16 protein-coding genes are annotated in these 16419 nt (G+C 63.0%); 4 read left to right on the top strand and 12 right to left on the bottom strand.

Annotated features, from left to right (window positions below; genetic code table 11):
* Nucleotide 1: 1 nt before the first annotated feature.
* The 7 genes from moaD to AB3G31_RS04735 form a co-directional block, all read right to left on the bottom strand.
* Complete coding sequence (moaD, locus tag AB3G31_RS04765; protein WP_367849056.1) at nucleotides 2–253, bottom strand: molybdopterin converting factor subunit 1; 252 nt, start codon at nucleotides 251–253, stop codon at nucleotides 2–4.
* A complete protein-coding gene (glp, locus tag AB3G31_RS04760) occupies nucleotides 250–1470 on the bottom strand; it encodes a gephyrin-like molybdotransferase Glp (RefSeq protein ID WP_367849055.1) in 1221 nt (406 codons plus the stop codon). Before glp ends, moaD begins: the two co-directional genes overlap by 4 nt.
* Nucleotides 1467–1988: a molybdopterin-guanine dinucleotide biosynthesis protein B gene (gene mobB, locus AB3G31_RS04755; RefSeq protein WP_367849054.1), complete on the bottom strand. Its 522-nt coding sequence runs from the start codon at nucleotides 1986–1988 to the stop codon at nucleotides 1467–1469. The genes glp and mobB overlap by 4 nt, the downstream gene beginning before the upstream one ends.
* Nucleotides 1989–2057: 69 nt before the next feature.
* Nucleotides 2058–3485 (bottom strand): threonine synthase, encoded by a 1428-nt coding sequence (gene thrC, locus AB3G31_RS04750; protein WP_367849053.1) that lies wholly within the window; start codon nucleotides 3483–3485, stop codon nucleotides 2058–2060.
* A gap of 143 nt (nucleotides 3486–3628) precedes the next feature.
* Complete coding sequence (locus AB3G31_RS04745; RefSeq protein WP_367849052.1) at nucleotides 3629–4027, bottom strand: signal protein; 399 nt, start codon at nucleotides 4025–4027, stop codon at nucleotides 3629–3631.
* 99 nt (nucleotides 4028–4126) lie between these two features.
* Complete coding sequence (locus tag AB3G31_RS04740) at nucleotides 4127–5449, bottom strand: homoserine dehydrogenase (protein ID WP_367849051.1); 1323 nt, start codon at nucleotides 5447–5449, stop codon at nucleotides 4127–4129.
* Nucleotides 5450–5493: 44 nt separating this feature from the next.
* A complete protein-coding gene (locus AB3G31_RS04735; protein WP_367849050.1) occupies nucleotides 5494–6717 on the bottom strand; it encodes a pyridoxal phosphate-dependent aminotransferase in 1224 nt (407 codons plus the stop codon).
* Between the two features lie 93 nt (nucleotides 6718–6810).
* On the opposite strand from AB3G31_RS04735, the gene AB3G31_RS04730 reads away from it, so the two are divergent.
* The 4 genes from AB3G31_RS04730 to AB3G31_RS04715 all read left to right on the top strand — a co-directional run bounded on the left by AB3G31_RS04730 (nucleotide 6811) and on the right by AB3G31_RS04715 (nucleotide 10020).
* Entirely contained in the window at nucleotides 6811–7188 is a 378-nt protein-coding gene (locus tag AB3G31_RS04730; protein ID WP_367849049.1) for an Mth938-like domain-containing protein, read from the top strand.
* Nucleotides 7189–7361: 173 nt separating this feature from the next.
* Nucleotides 7362–7838: a peroxiredoxin gene (locus tag AB3G31_RS04725; RefSeq protein WP_295956314.1), complete on the top strand. Its 477-nt coding sequence runs from the start codon at nucleotides 7362–7364 to the stop codon at nucleotides 7836–7838.
* Between the two features lie 160 nt (nucleotides 7839–7998).
* Nucleotides 7999–9699, top strand: a complete 1701-nt coding sequence (locus AB3G31_RS04720) for a PhoH family protein (protein ID WP_367849048.1) — start codon at nucleotides 7999–8001, stop codon at nucleotides 9697–9699.
* 18 nt (nucleotides 9700–9717) lie between these two features.
* Nucleotides 9718–10020 (top strand): antibiotic biosynthesis monooxygenase, encoded by a 303-nt coding sequence (locus tag AB3G31_RS04715; RefSeq protein ID WP_367849047.1) that lies wholly within the window; start codon nucleotides 9718–9720, stop codon nucleotides 10018–10020.
* A 65-nt stretch (nucleotides 10021–10085) separates the two neighbouring features.
* Here AB3G31_RS04715 and AB3G31_RS04710 read toward each other — a convergent pair whose 3' ends face one another.
* The 5 genes from AB3G31_RS04710 to AB3G31_RS04690 form a co-directional block, all read right to left on the bottom strand.
* Nucleotides 10086–10736: an OmpA family protein gene (locus tag AB3G31_RS04710; RefSeq protein ID WP_367849046.1), complete on the bottom strand. Its 651-nt coding sequence runs from the start codon at nucleotides 10734–10736 to the stop codon at nucleotides 10086–10088.
* A gap of 321 nt (nucleotides 10737–11057) precedes the next feature.
* Complete coding sequence (gene acnB / locus AB3G31_RS04705; protein ID WP_367849045.1) at nucleotides 11058–13661, bottom strand: bifunctional aconitate hydratase 2/2-methylisocitrate dehydratase; 2604 nt, start codon at nucleotides 13659–13661, stop codon at nucleotides 11058–11060.
* Nucleotides 13662–13705: 44 nt separating this feature from the next.
* Entirely contained in the window at nucleotides 13706–14284 is a 579-nt protein-coding gene (locus AB3G31_RS04700; RefSeq protein WP_367849044.1) for a hypothetical protein, read from the bottom strand.
* Entirely contained in the window at nucleotides 14281–15291 is a 1011-nt protein-coding gene (locus AB3G31_RS04695; protein WP_367849043.1) for a CoA ester lyase, read from the bottom strand. The genes AB3G31_RS04700 and AB3G31_RS04695 overlap by 4 nt, the downstream gene beginning before the upstream one ends.
* Nucleotides 15292–15300: 9 nt before the next feature.
* The gene (locus AB3G31_RS04690) at nucleotides 15301–16287 is read right to left on the bottom strand and encodes a malate dehydrogenase (RefSeq protein WP_315238300.1); all 987 of its coding nucleotides are present in this window, start codon (nucleotides 16285–16287) and stop codon (nucleotides 15301–15303) included.
* Nucleotides 16288–16419: the final 132 nt, after the last annotated feature.

The following is a 16419-nucleotide window of genomic DNA, read 5'->3' as shown; positions in this document are numbered from 1 at the left end:
TCTATCCCCCGGTGACCGGCGGGAAAAACGCCACTTCCGCGCCGTCCACCAGCGCGGCGTGCGCATCCACCATCACCTGGTTCAGCGCCACCCGCACCGACCGGCCAGGGGCCAGGCTGCTGGCGTAGGCGCCGCCCCTGGCCACCAACTCGTCGCGCAGGGCCTGCACGGTGGCAGCAGGGGTCTCCAGCGCCTCCTGGCCGGTGCCCAGCGCCTCGCGGATGGAGGCGAAATACTTCACCGTCAGCTTCATGCCTGCAGCTCCGCCAGGGGGATGAAGCGCACCGGGTCGCCCCAGGCGATGGTCTGGCCGGGCTGGGTGTCCACCAGGCCGTCGGCCCAGGCGGCGCTGGTGAGCACGCCCGAACTTTGGTTGGCAAACAAATCCAGCCCGCCCGCCGCGTTGCGCCGCACCCGCAAAAACTCGCGCCGCTTGTCGGCCCGGGGCCAGTCGAAGTGCGCGGGCAATTGCATGGCGGGCGGTGCCACGGCGGTGGCGCCTTGCAGGCGCAGTACAAAGGGGCGCACCAGCAGCAAAAAGGTCACGAAGCTGGCCACCGGGTTGCCGGGCAGGCCGATGAAGTGGCTGGCCCCCACCGTGCCGTAGGCAAACGGCTTGCCGGGCTTGATGGCCAGTTGCCACAGGTGCAGGTGCCCCAGGGACTGCACGGCGGCCTTGACGTGGTCTTCTTCGCCCACGGAGACACCGCCGCTGGTCAGGATCAGGTCGTGCGTCTGGCTGGCGGTGCGCAGCGCGTCTACCGTAGCGTCGCGTTGGTCGGGCACGATCCCGTAGTCGGTGACCACGCAGCCCATGCGCTGCAGCAGGGCGCGCAAGAAGAAGCGGTTGGAGTTGTAGATGGCCCCCGGGCGCATGTCCTGCGGGGCCACGTCGCCGGGCATCACCAGCTCGTCGCCGGTGGAAAACAAGGCCACCCGTGGGCGGCGTGCCACGGTCAAGGCATCCATGCCAATACTGGCCGCCAGCGCAATAGATGCGGGCGTGAGGCGCTCACCTTTCGATAGCACCACGGCATCTTTAGCCACATCCTCGCCCGCGCGGCGCACGCACTGGCCGGGCTGGGGCGGGCGCAGCACGCGCACGGTGCCGTCGGGCTGCACGGCACATTCCTCTTGCATCACCACCGCGTCGGCTCCCAGGGGCATGGGGGCGCCGGTGAAGATGCGGGCCACGGTGCCGGGCTGCAGGGGCTCGGGGGCGCTGCCCGCGGCAATGCGCTGGGACACCGCAAGGGCAGCATCGGCCACATCGGCACAGCGCATGGCGTAGCCGTCCATGGCGCTGTTGTCGAACGAGGGCACTTGCAGCGGGGACAAGGCATCCTGCGCCAGCACGCGGCCATCGGCATCGAAGGTGCTGACCGATTCGGTGGCGGCCAGTGGCACGGCGTAGGCCAGTAGCGTGGCCAACGCATCGTCCAGGGGAATCAAAGGGGCGCGGGGTGTCATGGCGGGGCCTGGTATTCGAAGATTTCCGCATGTTGCAGCAACCAGGCCACCACGGCGGCGGGATGGTTGATGTCCAGCAACGGCAGCGCGGAGGGGCTGGGCAGCGGGGAGTCGGTGGCAATGGCGACGATGCGGGCATCCTCGGGGTACTGCACCGGCTGGTCGGAGGCGGCGCGCCAGACCTCGATCTTGGGCAGGTCGCTAGTTTTGAAGCCTTCCACCAGCACCCAGTCCACGCGGGGGTCCAGCTCGGCGATCAACGCGTGGACCGACAGGCGCTCGGGCTGCTCAAATTCACGCACCAGGGCCAGGCGCAGGTCGGAGGCAATCACCACCTCGAACGCGCCCGCCTGGCGGTGCCGCCAGCTGTCTTTGCCGGGCTGGTCGATGTCGAAGCGGTGGTGCGCATGCTTGGCCACCGAAACGCGCAGGCCCTGCTGTTTGAGCAGCGGGATGAGCTGCTCCAGCAGGGTGGTTTTGCCCGAGCCGGAGAACCCGGCGAAGACCACGGCTTTCATGGCTGCAGCCGGTGAAAACTACATTTTTGATAGCTGCTTACGCCCATCGGATAAGCATGGATGGCTGTTTTAGCCACAGGTCTTCTCGATCAGGGCTTTGACCTGGACCACGTCGGCAGGCAGGTTCAGCACGCGCTTGGGCAGGGCTTCGATGCCCAGGAACTGCGGCGGCCGGTCGGGCTCACGGCCCAGGGCTTCGTTGACGGTGGCAGCAAACTTGATGGGCAGCGCCGTCTCCAGCACCACCATGGGCACACCGGCCTGCAGGTGCTCGCGGGCGACCTTCAGGCCGTCGGCGGTATGGGTGTCGATGACCATGCCAAAGCGGGCATCCGTGTCGCGGATGGTGGCCAGGCGGTCGGCGTGGGTGCTCTTGCCGCTGGCAAAGCCGTAGCGGCTGGCGGCCTGCGGGAATGCCGGGTCGGCGCTCAGGTCGAAGTAGCCCTGGGCCGCCAGTTGGGTGCTGAACAGGTCTTTGGTGCGCGCGCCGTCGCGGCCCACCAGGTCGAACACAAAGCGCTCGAAGTTGGAGGCCTTGGAGATGTCCATCGACGGGCTGGAGGTCTCGTGCGTGTCGGCACTGCCGCGCACGCGGTAAATGCCGGTGCGGAAGAATTCGTCGAGCACGTCGTTCTCGTTGGTGGCCACCACCAGGGTGGCGATGGGCAGGCCCATCATGCGCGCCACATGGCCCGCGCAGACGTTGCCGAAGTTGCCCGAGGGGACGGCGAAGCTGACCTTCTGGTCGTTGGTCTGCGTCGCCTGGATGTACCCGGCGAAGTAATAAACGACTTGCGCCAGCAAGCGCGCCCAGTTGATGCTGTTGACGGTGCCGATCTTGTACTTGCGCTTGAAATCCAGGTCGTTGGAGACTGCCTTGACGATGTCCTGGCAGTCGTCGAACACGCCTTCGATGGCGATGTTAATGATGTTCTCGTCCATCAGGCTGAACATCTGCGCCTGCTGGAACGGGCTCATGCGGCCCTGCGGCGAGGTCATGAATACGCGCACGCCTTTTTTGCCGCGCATGGCGTATTCGGCCGCGCTGCCGGTGTCGCCGCTGGTGGCGCCCAGGATGTTGAGCTCTTCGCCGCGCCGGGCCAGCTCGTACTCGAACAGGTTGCCCAGCAGCTGCATGGCCATGTCCTTGAAGGCCAGCGTGGGGCCATTGGACAGGCCCTCCAGCAGCACGCCGTTTTCCAGATGCCGCAGCGGCACGATCTCGCCGGTGCCAAACACCTCCTCGGTGTAGGTCTTGGCGCACAGGGCGCGCAGGTCGGTAGCGGGAATGTCGTCGATGTAGAGCGACAGGATCTCAAACGCCAGCTCGGCGTAGCCCTGCTGGTGGTAGACCGTGCGCCAGCGGGTCAGCGTGGCGGCATCCACCTGGGGGTAATGCGTGGGCAGGTACAGGCCGCCATCGGGGGCCAGGCCTTCGAGCAGGATTTCGCAGAATTGGCGCGGCGTGGCGTCGCCACGGGTGGAGAGGTAGTGCATGGGGGGTGTCTCGCAGTCAATGTGCCGCAACGCAGGGTGCTTGCGCGCCAGATGTGTGTGCAAATTTTAGCAATGCAGGACCCCCCTGCCGCAGACGCAAAAAAACCCAGCCGGGCTGGGTTTTTTGGGAAGCCGAGGAAGGCTTACTTTGTGCAGGCCTTGCCACCGACGGGGTGGTTGCCCTTGGCCTTGGCATCGGCTTCGGCCATGTATTCGCCGGTCTTGGTCTTGCCGTAGAACTTGGTGCCTTCGCAGTGGTAGGTCTTGGATTTGTCATTCACCCAGACCTTGCCGTCGCCACCACCCGCGGCGGCCACGGTGGGCATGGCGGTGGTGGCCTTCTTGGCGGCGGGGGCTGCTACCGCGGGCTTGGCAGCGGGTGTCGACGCCGGAGCGACCACGGCAGGCGCTGCAGGAGCCGCAGCGGGAGCGGCAGCAGTAGCAGCCGAAGCGGTGGCAGCAGGCACGGAGGTGGCAGCAAAGCCCACACCGGCGAAGCACATTCCAAGGGCGATCGCGAGGGCACGGAGATTGGATTTCATGGGGATTCCTTTAAAGAAGCTTGCAGTTGAGAGGACCACAGCGCCGCAGCGCTTGTGGACTTCAACGGCCCATGCCGTGGCCAGGACGACCGCTTTACATCAGGCTAACTCTTCTTTACGAATGCGCGTGATCGGGGCCAGCACGGTGGGCAGGGCCTGCATCTGCGCCAGGGCGGCGTTCATGCGGGACTCGACGCAGTCGTGGGTCAGGATGATCACGTCGGTCTGGGTGGCGCCCTCGCCGCCCACTTCGTCGGCTTCGCGCTGCAGCACCGCATCGATGCTGATGTCGGCCGCCGCCAGCAGGCCGGTCACGGTGGCCAGCACGCCAGCCTGGTCGGCCACGCGCAGGCGCAGGTAGTAGCTGGTGACGACTTCGCCCATGGACAGCACCGGCAGGTCGCTCATGGAATGGTGCTGGAAGGCCAGGTACGGCACCCGGTGGGCGGGCTCGGCGGTGTGCAGGCGGGCAATGTCCACCAGGTCGGCGATCACCGCGCTGGCGGTGGGCTCGCTACCCGCGCCCTTGCCGTAGTACAGCGTGGTGCCGACGGCATCGCCTTGCACCATCACCGCGTTCATGGCACCTTCGACATTGGCGATCAGGCGCTTGGCGGGGACCAGGCTGGGGTGCACGCGCAGTTCCACGCCGTTCGCGGTGCGCTTGGTGATGCCCAGCAATTTGATGCGGTAGCCCAGCTGTTCGGCGTATTTGATGTCTTGCGCGCCGAGCTGGGTGATGCCTTCGATGTAGGCCTTGTCGAACTGCACCGGGATGCCGAAGGCAATGGCCGACATCAGCGTGAGCTTGTGGGCCGCATCCACGCCTTCGATGTCGAAGGTGGGATCGGCCTCGGCGTAGCCCAGGCGCTGGGCTTCCTTGAGCACCACGCCAAAGTCCAGGCCCTTGTCGCGCATTTCACTGAGGATGAAGTTGGTGGTGCCGTTGATGATGCCTGCCACCCACTGGATGCTGTTGGCGGTGAGGCCTTCGCGCAGCGCCTTGATGATGGGGATACCCCCGGCCACGGCAGCTTCAAAAGCCACCATGACGCCTTTGGCGTGGGCGGCGGCGAAGATTTCGGTGCCGTGCACGGCCAGCAACGCCTTGTTGGCGGTGACCACGTGCTTGCCTTGGGCAATGGCTTCCAGCACCAGCTCCTTGGCCAGGGTGGTGCCGCCGATGAGCTCGACCACGATGTCGATGGCCGGGTTTTGCACAATGGCGCGGGCGTCGGCCACCACCTGGGCCCGGTCGCCCACCAAAGCCTGGGCTTCAGCGGTATTGCGGCGCGAGACCATGGTGACTTCAATGCCACGCCCGGCGCGGCGCTTGATTTCTTCCTGGTTGCGTTGCAGTACGTTGAACACGCCGCTGCCGACGGTGCCGATGCCGAGGATGCCTACTTGGATGGGTTTCATATCAATGTCTATAAAAAATGGCTCTAGCGCTTATCTAACCTACGTCAGGCGCTACGTTTACGATAGTGTTCCAGGAATTTGGCGACGCGGTGGATGGCTTCGCGCAGGTCGTCTTCGTGGGGCAAAAATACGATGCGGAAATGGTCTGGCGTGGGCCAGTTGAAGCCCGTGCCCTGCACCAGCATGACATGGGTTTCCTGCAGCAGCTCCAGGATGAACTGCTGGTCGTCCTCGATCGGGTACATGGTCCGGTCCAGCTTGGGGAACATGTACAGCGCCGCGGTGGGCTTGACGCAGCTCACGCCGGGGATGGCGGTGATCAGCTCGTAGGCCAGGTCGCGCTGGCGGCGCAGGCGGCCGCCCTCGCCCACCAGGTCGTTGATGCTCTGGTAGCCGCCCAGCGCCGTCTGGATCGCCCACTGGCCGGGCACGTTGGCGCACAGCCGCATGTTGGAGAGCATGTTCAGGCCCTCGATGTAGTCGCGCGCAGGCTTCTTGTCGCCCGACACCACCATCCAGCCCGCGCGGTAGCCGCAAGAGCGGTAGCTTTTGCTCAAGGAGTTGAAGGTCAGGGTCAGCACGTCGTCGCTCAGCGAAGCCATGGCGGTGTGCTTGGCGCCGTCGTACAGCACCTTGTCGTAGACCTCGTCGGCAAAAATCACCAGGCCAAACTCCCGCGCCAGGGCCACGATGCCCTTGAGCAGCGCATCGGAGTACAGCGCACCGGTGGGGTTGTTGGGGTTGATGACCACAATGCCCTTGGTGCGCGGCGTGATGCGGGAACGGATATCGTCCAGATCGGGCATCCAGCCATTGGCTTCGTCGCAGATGTAATGCACTGGCGTGCCGCCCGACAGGCTCACCGCGGCAGTCCACAGCGGGTAGTCAGGCGCAGGCAAAAGTAGCTCGTCGCCGTCGTTCAAGAGGGCGTTGGTGGCCATGACAATGAGCTCGCTGGCACCGTTGCCCAGATAGATGTCATCTAAAGTGACGCTTTTTACACCTTGTTGCTGCGTGTAATGCATGACCGCTTTGCGCGCGCCAAAGATGCCCTTGCTGTCCGAATATCCGGCCGAGTTGGGCAGGTTGCGGATCATGTCCTGCTGGATTTCTTCGGGCGAATCGAAGCCGAACACCGCCAAGTTGCCGATGTTGAGCTTGATGATTTTCAGGCCCTCTTCCTCCATCTGGCGCGCTGCGTCCATGATGGGGCCGCGGATGTCGTAGCACACACTGGCCAGCTTGGTGGATTTTTGGATGGTCTTCATGGTGTCCCTGGCAGGCATAGGTACAAGCCGCCGCATGCAGGCTGTCTATAAGAATGGAAACCTATAATTGGACCACATTTGCAAAGCCGTTCCATGAAGCTCCAACCCGATAAATTCGACGTGCAATCCATTACCGGCTACGGACCGGGCTGGGTCGGCATCAACACCGACAAGGTCGTGCACAGCGTAGTGGTGGGCTCGCGCGGCGAGCGGCTGGCGTGGAACTGCAGCCGTTTCGAAGACCTGACCCCCGAACACTTTGCCCAGTTGGCCGCGATGGCCCCGGAACTGGTGATTTTTGGCAGTGGTAGCCGGATCCGTTTTCCAAAGCCGGTGTGGCTCAAGGCCCTGATGGGACAGCGCATCGGCATTGAGACCATGGACACGCAAGCGGCCTGCCGCACTTACAACATCCTGGCCCAGGAGGGTCGCCACGTGGTCGCAGCCCTGTTACTGGAGACTGCCGCCTGAGCCTGTGCGTGAGCCGCTCGGTTTCCGAGTAAAATCGAGGGTTGCAGTTTGAAGCAGCCAGCGGTCAAGCCACGGTGACAACACTAGCATGCTAGCACCGTTTCCCCGGCCTTTCGCACCAGCCACTTCAACCTTTCGACGACCACACCCAGTCACAAGAGACCCCAAGCACTATGGCGATCGTTGTCAATAAACTTATCTCTGAATTTGAAGCCAACGCCACCGGTGGCATCAAGGTTTCCAACACCACCCACCTCGGCAAGGTGGTGGTTCTGTATTTTTACCCCAAGGACAACACGCCCGGTTGTACCACCGAAGCCATGCAGTTCCGCGACAAGCACAAGGAATTCGTCAAGGCTGGCGCTACCGTATTCGGCGTGTCGCGCGACAACATGAAGTCGCACGATGAGTTCAAGACCAAGCTCGAGCTGCCGTTTGAACTCATCGCCGACACGGAAGAAAAAATGTGCCACATGTTCGGCGTGGTCAAAAACAAGATCATGTACGGCAAAAAGGTCAAAGGCATCGAGCGCAGTACCTTTCTCATCGGTGCCGACGGCATCCTGAAAAACGAGTGGCGCGGCCTGAAGGTACCCGGCCACGTGGACGACGTGCTGCAAGCCGTCAAAGACCTCAAAAAAGCGGTCTGATTTTCACCCAGGTTATCGCGCTTGACTGCAGCAGGGCTCATGCATAATGAAAACATGCTGCTGGTAAATTCAACTGCGCTCCCCCTCAAAAGCCGCCCGGCCTGCCTGGCGGCTTTTGCGTTTTCAGACTGTCTTTTTTAACGAGCGAGTCCCACGCCCTATGCCATTGCCTCCCGCCCCCACCAAGCGCGCTGCCACCTTGGCCCGTGAAGCCTATGACGTGGTTGCCAAGTCCATCAAAAGAACGGGAACCAGCCGGGCACCCAAAGCTGCGGCCAACGGATCCGCCTTGCAAGAGAAACCGCAGGCCCGCAGCCTGGAGCCCGTGGCGGAGCTCAAACGCGAAAAGCCCGCGCCAGAAGCACCCAAACCGATCCCCAGCATTGACAAGCCCAGCGAAGCCCCCGCGCGCAACCGCAACGCTGCCCTGCTGCAAGAGCCTGTACCCAAACGCAAAGCACCCAAGAGCATCGGACCGGCCAAGCTGTTTGTGCTGGACACCAATGTGCTGATGCACGATCCGATGTGCCTGTACCGGTTTGAAGAGCATGACATCTTCTTGCCGATGATCGTGCTCGAAGAACTCGACAGCAACAAAAAGGGCATGACCGAAGTGGCCCGCAACGCCCGCCAGACCAGCCGCTCGCTGGACGCGCTGGCCGGCGCCAAGGAAGCCGACATGGGCCTGGGCCTGAAGCTGGACACCACGGGCCACCTGGAAGCCGGTGGCAAGCTGTTCTTCCAGACCCAGACCCTCAACTACACCCTGCCCATCAGCCTGCCCCAGGGTAAGGCCGACAACCAGATTCTGGGCGTGGTCGAGGCGCTGCGCCCCTTGCACCCAGGCCGCGAGGTAGTGCTGGTGTCCAAAGACATCAACATGCGTGTCAAGGCCCGGGCCCTGGGCCTGGCCGCCGAGGACTACCAGAGTGACAAGGCGCTGGACGACGGCGAATTCCTGTACTCCGGCGCGCTGGCCCTGCCCGCCGACTTCTGGACCAAGCACGGCAAAACCGTGGAAAGCTGGCAGCAAGGCCTGTACACCTTCTACCGCATCTCCGGCCCCATCGTGCCCGAGATGATGGTGAACCAGTTTGTCTACTTCGAGGCGCCCGGCGAACCCAACCTGTACGCCCGCGTCACCGAAATCCGGGCCAAAACCGCGGTGCTCAAGACGCTGAAGGACTACAACCACCTCAAGCACGCCGTCTGGGGCGTCACCACCCGCAACCGCGAACAGAACTTCGCGATGAACCTGCTGCTCGACCCCGAAGTCGATTTCGTCACCCTGACCGGCAACGCAGGCACCGGCAAGACCCTGATGGCGCTGGCGGCGGGCCTGACCCAAGTGCTGGACGAGCGCCGCTACACCGAAATCATCATGACGCGGGCCACCGTCAGCGTCGGTGAAGACATCGGCTTCCTGCCTGGCACCGAAGAAGAAAAAATGGGCCCCTGGATGGGCGCGCTGGACGACAACCTGGAAGTGCTGGCCAAAACCGAGACCAGCGCAGGCGAATGGGGCCGCTCGGCCACCAACGAGCTGATCCGCTCACGCATCAAGATCAAGAGCATGAACTTCATGCGCGGCCGCACCTTCCTGAACAAGTACGTCATCATCGACGAGGCGCAGAATCTGACGCCCAAGCAGATGAAGACCCTGATCACCCGCGCTGGCCCGGGCACCAAGATCATCTGCATGGGCAACCTGCAGCAGATCGACACCCCCTACCTGACCGAAGGCTCCTCCGGCCTGACCTTTGCCGTGGACAAGTTCAAGGGCTGGCCCCACAGCGGGCACATCATGCTGGCGCGCGGCGAGCGTTCGCGCCTGGCCGACTTTGCCAGCGAGGTTTTGTAACCCCTACCGAGACACACCATGATTCTGGAAATTGCCGACATCCGCATCCACCCCGGCCAGCAGGCCGCTTTTGACGAGGCCATCACGCGGGGCCTGGAGACCGTCATCAGCAAGAATGCAGGCTGCCAGGGCTACAAGGTCAACAAGGGGATCGAAAGCCCTGAGCGCTACGTTCTGCAGATCTTCTGGACTTCGGTCGAGGCCCACAACGTCGGCTTCCGCGAAAGCCCGGCGTTTGCCGAGTGGCGCGCCATCGTCGGACCGTTCTTCGCCAGCCCGCCCGTGGTGGAACACTTTGAGCTGGTAACCAAGTCGCACTGATCGCGCAGACGTCAAAAAGCCCGTGGAACCCCAAGGTTCCACGGGCTTTTTTTATGGGCCGGGCCTTATTTCACTGCGCGTTCGGCCAGGAAGATTTCTACCCGGCGGTTGCGGGCGCGTCCGGCATCGCTGTTGTTGTCGGCCACAGGTTCACGCGAGCCCCGGCCTGCCACCAGGATGCGACGTGCATCGACACCACGGGAAGCCAGGTAGTCGCGGGCGCTGTCGGCCCGGTCAAGCGACAGGGGTTCATTGATGGCGTCGCTGCCGGTGCTATCGGTATGGCCGATGATGCGCACCTCGGTATTGGGCTGGTTTTGCAGGCCGTTGGCAAACTGGTCCAGGATGGGACGCAGGTTGGGCTTGATGTTGGCCCGACCCGTGTCAAATGAGATGTCGCTGGGGATGTTCAGCTTGAGCTGGTTGTCGGCCGTTTGGGTAACCGCCACACCCGTGCCTGCAGTGGCCTGCTCCATTGCCGCTTTTTTGTCCTGCATGTGCTTGGACCAGACGTAGCCGCCCAACGCGCCTAGCCCGGCACCGATGGCTGCGCCACCTTTGCTGTCACCGATGATCACGCCCGCCAGCGCGCCAATGCCTGCGCCGGTGGCCGTGCCCTTTTGCGTTTCGCTCATGTTGGCGCAGCCACCCAGAGCCAGCGCGGCCACGGTGCAGGCGATGACGGAAGTGCGCAAGGAAAGTAGTGTGTGTGCCATAGTGTCCATTCCATTTCTAGTGTTACCACAACGGTAGATGCCACTGTCTGTTGACAGGTTCCCCCGGTTATACGCCAGAAAAATTGCTACTGGATGTGAATGGTGTGTGTTCGGGATGTCGGCCTACACCGCCTTGCGGTGGCAGCTGACGCTGCTGCCCGCAGCGCACCACCGTGTCGCGCCCCCGAAGCCGAAAATGGCTTAAAAATGGGCCTCTAGCGCTTATGCAAAAAGCGCAGGCAGCTATCATTTATATAGCTACCTGCGCCTTCCGAGTGGCCCTGCCGGAGAGCTGTCAACAGCCCTCCGCGCACACGATGCTTATACCGATGCGGTGTCTTTCACCGTGTCGGCCAAGTCGGTGTAATCCTTCACCTTGTCGAAGTTCAGGTACTGGTAGATCTTCGCGCTGTCTTTGGTCAGCACGCCCATGTCGGCCATGTACTCGGCCTTGGTGGGGATGCGGCCCAGCTTGGAGCAGATGGCGGCCAGTTCGGCCGAACCCAGGTACACATTGCTGTTCTTGCCCAAACGGTTGGGGAAGTTGCGGGTGGAGGTAGAGAACACGGTGGCGCCCTCTTTCACCTGCGCCTGGTTGCCCATGCACAGGCTGCAGCCCGGCATTTCCATGCGGGCGCCGGCAGAACCGAGCACGCCGTAATGGCCTTCTTCAGACAACTGCTTGGCATCCATCTTGGTGGGCGGTGCCATCCACAGCTTGACGGGGATGTCACGCTTGTTTTCCAGCAGCTTGGAGGCGGCGCGGAAGTGGCCGATGTTGGTCATGCAGGAGCCGATGAAGACTTCATCGATCTTGCTACCTTCGACTTCGGCCAGGGTCTTCACGTCGTCCGGGTCGTTCGGGCAAGCCACGATTGGCTCATGGATGTCGGCCAGGTCGATTTCGATGACGGCAGCGTACTCGGCATCGGCATCGCCGTGCATCAGCTCGGGGTTGGCCAGCCAGGCTTCCATCGCCTTGATGCGGCGGTTGATGGTGCGCACATCGGAATAACCGGTGGCAATCATCCACTTCAGCATGGTGATGTTGCTGTTGATGTACTCGATGATCGGCTCTTTGTTCAGGTGCACGGTGCAGCCGCCCGCGGAACGCTCGGCCGAGGCGTCGCTCAGCTCAAATGCTTGCTCGACCTTCAGGTTGGGCAGGCCTTCTATTTCCAGGATGCGGCCCGAGAAGATGTTCTTTTTGCCTTGCTTGGCCACGGTCAGCAGACCGGCCTTGATGGCGTACAGCGGAATCGCGTTGACCAGATCGCGCAGCGTGATGCCGGGCTGCATTTCGCCCTTGAAACGCACCAGCACGCTCTCGGGCATGTCCAAAGGCATCACGCCGGTGGCCGCGCCGAAGGCGACCAGGCCGGAGCCAGCGGGGAAGCTGATGCCGATGGGGAAACGGGTGTGGCTGTCGCCGCCGGTGCCCACGGTATCGGGCAGCAGCATGCGGTTCAGCCAGCTGTGGATGATGCCGTCACCGGGGCGCAGGGGCACGCCGCCACGGGTGCTCATGAAGTCGGGCAGCTCGTGGTGCATCTTCACGTCCACCGGCTTGGGGTAGGCGGCGGTGTGGCAGAAGGATTGCATCACCAGGTCGGCGCTGAAGCCCAGGCAGGCCAGGTCTTTCAGCTCGTCGCGGGTCATGGGGCCGGTGGTGTCTTGCGAGCCGACCGAGGTCATTTTGGGTTCGCAGTAGGTACCGGGACGCACGCCCTGGCCCGCTGGCAGACCGCAGGCGCGACCGACCATCTTTTGCGCCAGGGTGAAGCCCTTATGGGTGTCCACCGGGTTTTGCGGCAGGCGGAACAGGGTGGACACAGGCAGGCCTAGCGCTTCACGCGCCTTGGCGGTCAGGCCTCGGCCAATGATCAGGGGAATGCGGCCACCGGCACGCACTTCGTCAAACAGCACGTCGCTTTTCAGCGAGAACTCGGCGATGACCTTGCCGTCTTTCAGCGCCTTGCCTTCGTAGGGCAGCAGTTCGACCACGTCGCCCATGGCCATCTGGCTTACGTCGAGTTCGATCGGCAGCGCGCCCGAGTCTTCCATGGTGTTGTAGAAGATCGGGGCAATCTTGCTGCCCAGGCACACGCCACCGAAACGTTTGTTCGGCACAAAAGGAATGTCTTCGCCGGTAAACCACAGCACCGAGTTGGTGGCCGACTTGCGGCTGGAGCCCGTACCGACCACGTCGCCCACGTAGGCCACAAGGTGGCCTTTGGCGCGCAGGTCTTCCAGGAACTTGATGGGGCCGCGTTTGCCGTCTTCTTCGGGCACGATGCCGGGGCGGGCATTCTTGTGCATGGCCAGGGCGTGCAACGGAATGTCGGGGCGGCTCCAGGCGTCAGGCGCGGGGGACAGGTCGTCGGTGTTGATTTCACCGGCCACCTTGAAGATGCTCACGGTGATGCTTTTCGGCACTTCAGGGCGGCTGGTGAACCACTCGGCGTCGGCCCAGCTTTGCAGCACGGACTTGGCGTAGGGGTTGCCCTTTTCAGCCTTTTCCTGCACGTCATGGAACTGGTCGAACATCAGCAGGGTTTTCTTCAAACCGGCGGCCGCGGCTTCGGCCACGGTGGCAGATGCGTCGTCCAACAGGTCGATCATGGGGCTGATGTTGTAGCCGCCCAGCATGGTGCCCAGCAGTTCGGTGGCTTTTTCACGCGTCAGCAGGGGGCATTTTTCGGTGCCATGGGCCACGGCGGCCAGGTAGCTGGCCTTGACCTTGGCGGCATCGTCCACACCGGCGGGAATGCGGTGGGTGATCAGGTTGAGCAGGTTGGCTTCTTCGCCTGCGGGCGGGCTCTTCAGCAGTTCGATCAGCTCGCCGGTCTGCTTGGCAGACAGGGGCAGCGGGGGAATGCCGAGGGCGGCGCGCTCGGCAACATGGGCGGCATAGGCTTGCAACATGGTTTCTCCTGGTTCAAATAATCGTGGGGGCAGACGGAAGGGTTTTATTTGGCGGCAACGTCGGGTTGCGAAACAGCCTGTGCGGGTGCGTTAAGCACGCTTTGTGCCGGATTCAACCGGAGCGACTCGGCCACGGCGACCTGCTGGGGGGTCATGCACTCGTCGGCCAGGCGCTGGCCCAGCTTCTGGTTCATCAGCATGGATTTATTGCCCAACTGCAACCACACGGCGCCAGCCTTCTGGTCTTCCAGGCGGATGGCTCCGGTGCTGGTTTCCACAGGGAACATGCGGTATTTGAGGTTCTTGACCTGCACGTTGAAGTACCCGGGGTATTTGGCATCGGCCACCAGCGTGACGGTGGTGCCCAACTCGCAGGGCACGGCACCAACTTGCACGCGATCGGCAATCGCCATTTCGGCGGGGGTCAGGGCGGCTTCGGCGGCCTCGATACCAGCGGCCACGTTTTTCGCGGCACTCTTGAGCTGGATGCGGCTGCTGGTGGGCTTGGGGGCGGCTTTGGTGGTGGCTTTGGCAGCCGCCTTGACGGGCTTCTTGGGGGCATCCTGGGCCAGAACGAGTGCGGGGGCCAGGGCCAGCAGGGCCACAGAGAGGATTAGTTTCATACAATTTCGGTAGTGAGGATGGGGGCAGGCGGCTTGAAATAGGCGGCCACCTCGGACGGCAAGGCACGCCCGGTCTGGTGGGCGCGCTCCAGCACCTGCCAAAAATAGCGGTAGCTGGCACGGTCGTGCAGCTGACCGGCAACGGATATCGGGGCCCACTGGGCGGCCACGGCAGCAGTGATGATACGGACAGCAGCATCCACCTCGGATTCCAAGGGCGCAAACGCGGCCAGGATGGGCCGGATCTGGCTGGGGTGGATGCTCCACATGCGGGTGAAACCCAGGGTGCGGGCGGCGCGCTCGGCAGCTGCCTGCATGGCCTGGGCATCGGCAAACTCGGTCACTACGCAATGGGAGGGCACCTTGCCGTGCGCGTGGCAGGCGGACGCAATTTCCAACTTGGCGCGAACCACCAGCGGGTGGGTGAACTGGCCCGCCGCACCCATGGCATCGCCCGGAATGGCCCCACCGTGGCTGGACACAAAATCCATCAGCCCAAAGCTCAGGGACTGCACCCGAGGCTGGGCGGCAATTTCGAACGCACGCTGCACAGCGGCAGGCGATTCAATCAAAACATGTAGCGGTAAATGCAAGGCAGATGCGCGCTGGAGTGCCTTTTCGACCTGAACGACATCGCGGACCGATTCGACCTTCGGCACCATGATGTGGGTCAGCCGGTGGCCTGCCTGGGCGGCGATGGTGGCCATGTCCTGCTCGAAAGCCGGGTGGTCTACCGCATGCACCCGCACCGCGACGCGCGCCTCGGGTGCCGCGGCCAATGCCAGGGCCACCACCATGGCGGCGTGCTCGGCCTCGCCGCCAACGGGTGCGCCGTCTTCGCAATCCAGGGTCACGTCGAACACGCAGGCCCCGAACTCTTCGGTCATTTCGGCCTGCAATTGCAGGCTTTTGCGCATCCGCGCTTCCACGCCACTGTAGTGGTCACAAACCGGCAGGAAACCCTGCGCGGCCTGGGCACCCAGCAGAACTTGGCGGGGATGCTGCATAGCTACAGCTTAGAGGAGGTGGGCAACGCCAGCTTGCTCGTCTTGCAGCTCTTTGAGCGTGATGTTGATGCGCTCCTGGCTGAATGCATCAACTTCCAGGCCTTCCACCACCTTGTATTCGCCGCCTTCGCAGGTCACGGCAAAGCCGAACATGGTGTCAGCGGGGATGCCGTACTGGCCGTCCGAAGGGATACCCATGGTGACCCACTTGCCGTTGGTGCCCAGAGCCCAGTCGCGCATGTGGTCGATGGCCGCATTGGCAGCCGAAGCAGCCGACGACACGCCGCGTGCCGCGATGATGGCTGCGCCACGCTTGCCCACGGTGGGCAGGAAGGTGTTGGCGTTCCATTCCTGGTCATTGATCATGGTCTTGACGCTTTCGCCGTTGATGGTGGCGAAACGGTAGTCGGCGTACATCGTGGGCGAGTGGTTGCCCCAGACAGTGAGCTTTTCAATGTCGGCCACGGCCTTGCCGGTCTTGGCAGCGATCTGGCTCAAGGCACGGTTGTGGTCCAGGCGCAGCATGGCAGTGAAGTTCTTGCGTGGCAGATCTGGCGCGCTCTTCATAGCGATGTAGGCGTTGGTGTTGGCTGGGTTGCCGACCACCAGCACCTTGACGTTGCGGCTGGCCACAGCGTTCAGGGCCTTGCCTTGGGCGGTGAAAATCTCGGCATTCACGGCCAGCAGTTCGGCGCGTTCCATGCCGGGGCCACGGGGGCGCGAACCGATCAACAGTGCGTAGTCCACGTCTTTGAAAGCGGTCATCGGGTCGCCATGGGCTTCCATACCGACCAACAGCGGGAAGGCACAGTCTTGCAGTTCCATCATCACGCCCTGCAAGGCTTGCTGGGGCTTTTCCATCGGCACTTCGAGCAATTGCAGAATCACCGGCTGGTCTTTGCCCAGCATTTCGCCGGAGGCGATACGGAACAGGATGGCGTAACCAATTTGACCAGCAGCACCGGTAACGGCAACGCGAACAGGCTTTTTGCTCATAAGAAAACTCCAGGAAGTTGTGAAAAAGGAGGTTGACGTGTGCCAAGCCAGCGCTTGGACACCGGAAATCAGCGCAGAGTTTACTCTCGAAAACCCGTACGCGCCAGTTTGTCTTATGTCTTATATAAGATA

The organism is Rhodoferax sp. WC2427 (assembly GCF_040822085.1).
GTDB lineage: Bacteria > Pseudomonadota > Gammaproteobacteria > Burkholderiales > Burkholderiaceae_C > Rhodoferax_B.
The sequence above is the reverse complement of the archived record's forward strand: the minus strand, read 5'-3'. Positions and strand labels throughout refer to the sequence as shown.

What these genes read in the sequence shown, in the direction of transcription:
- AB3G31_RS04745 (WP_367849052.1), bottom strand. Translation starts at nt 4,027, where the DNA reads ATGAAATCCAATCTCCGTGCCCTCGCGATCGCCCTTGGAATGTGCTTC.
- thrC (WP_367849053.1), bottom strand. Translation starts at nt 3,485, where the DNA reads ATGCACTACCTCTCCACCCGTGGCGACGCCACGCCGCGCCAATTCTGC.
- AB3G31_RS04700 (WP_367849044.1), bottom strand. Translation starts at nt 14,284, where the DNA reads ATGAAACTAATCCTCTCTGTGGCCCTGCTGGCCCTGGCCCCCGCACTC.
- AB3G31_RS04720 (WP_367849048.1), top strand. Translation starts at nt 7,999, where the DNA reads ATGCCATTGCCTCCCGCCCCCACCAAGCGCGCTGCCACCTTGGCCCGT.
- acnB (WP_367849045.1), bottom strand. Translation starts at nt 13,661, where the DNA reads ATGTTGCAAGCCTATGCCGCCCATGTTGCCGAGCGCGCCGCCCTCGGC.
- AB3G31_RS04710 (WP_367849046.1), bottom strand. Translation starts at nt 10,736, where the DNA reads ATGGCACACACACTACTTTCCTTGCGCACTTCCGTCATCGCCTGCACC.
- AB3G31_RS04690 (WP_315238300.1), bottom strand. Translation starts at nt 16,287, where the DNA reads ATGAGCAAAAAGCCTGTTCGCGTTGCCGTTACCGGTGCTGCTGGTCAA.
- moaD (WP_367849056.1), bottom strand. Translation starts at nt 253, where the DNA reads ATGAAGCTGACGGTGAAGTATTTCGCCTCCATCCGCGAGGCGCTGGGC.
- AB3G31_RS04730 (WP_367849049.1), top strand. Translation starts at nt 6,811, where the DNA reads ATGAAGCTCCAACCCGATAAATTCGACGTGCAATCCATTACCGGCTAC.
- AB3G31_RS04725 (WP_295956314.1), top strand. Translation starts at nt 7,362, where the DNA reads ATGGCGATCGTTGTCAATAAACTTATCTCTGAATTTGAAGCCAACGCC.
- AB3G31_RS04715 (WP_367849047.1), top strand. Translation starts at nt 9,718, where the DNA reads ATGATTCTGGAAATTGCCGACATCCGCATCCACCCCGGCCAGCAGGCC.
- mobB (WP_367849054.1), bottom strand. Translation starts at nt 1,988, where the DNA reads ATGAAAGCCGTGGTCTTCGCCGGGTTCTCCGGCTCGGGCAAAACCACC.
- AB3G31_RS04740 (WP_367849051.1), bottom strand. Translation starts at nt 5,449, where the DNA reads ATGAAACCCATCCAAGTAGGCATCCTCGGCATCGGCACCGTCGGCAGC.
- AB3G31_RS04695 (WP_367849043.1), bottom strand. Translation starts at nt 15,291, where the DNA reads ATGCAGCATCCCCGCCAAGTTCTGCTGGGTGCCCAGGCCGCGCAGGGT.
- AB3G31_RS04735 (WP_367849050.1), bottom strand. Translation starts at nt 6,717, where the DNA reads ATGAAGACCATCCAAAAATCCACCAAGCTGGCCAGTGTGTGCTACGAC.
- glp (WP_367849055.1), bottom strand. Translation starts at nt 1,470, where the DNA reads ATGACACCCCGCGCCCCTTTGATTCCCCTGGACGATGCGTTGGCCACG.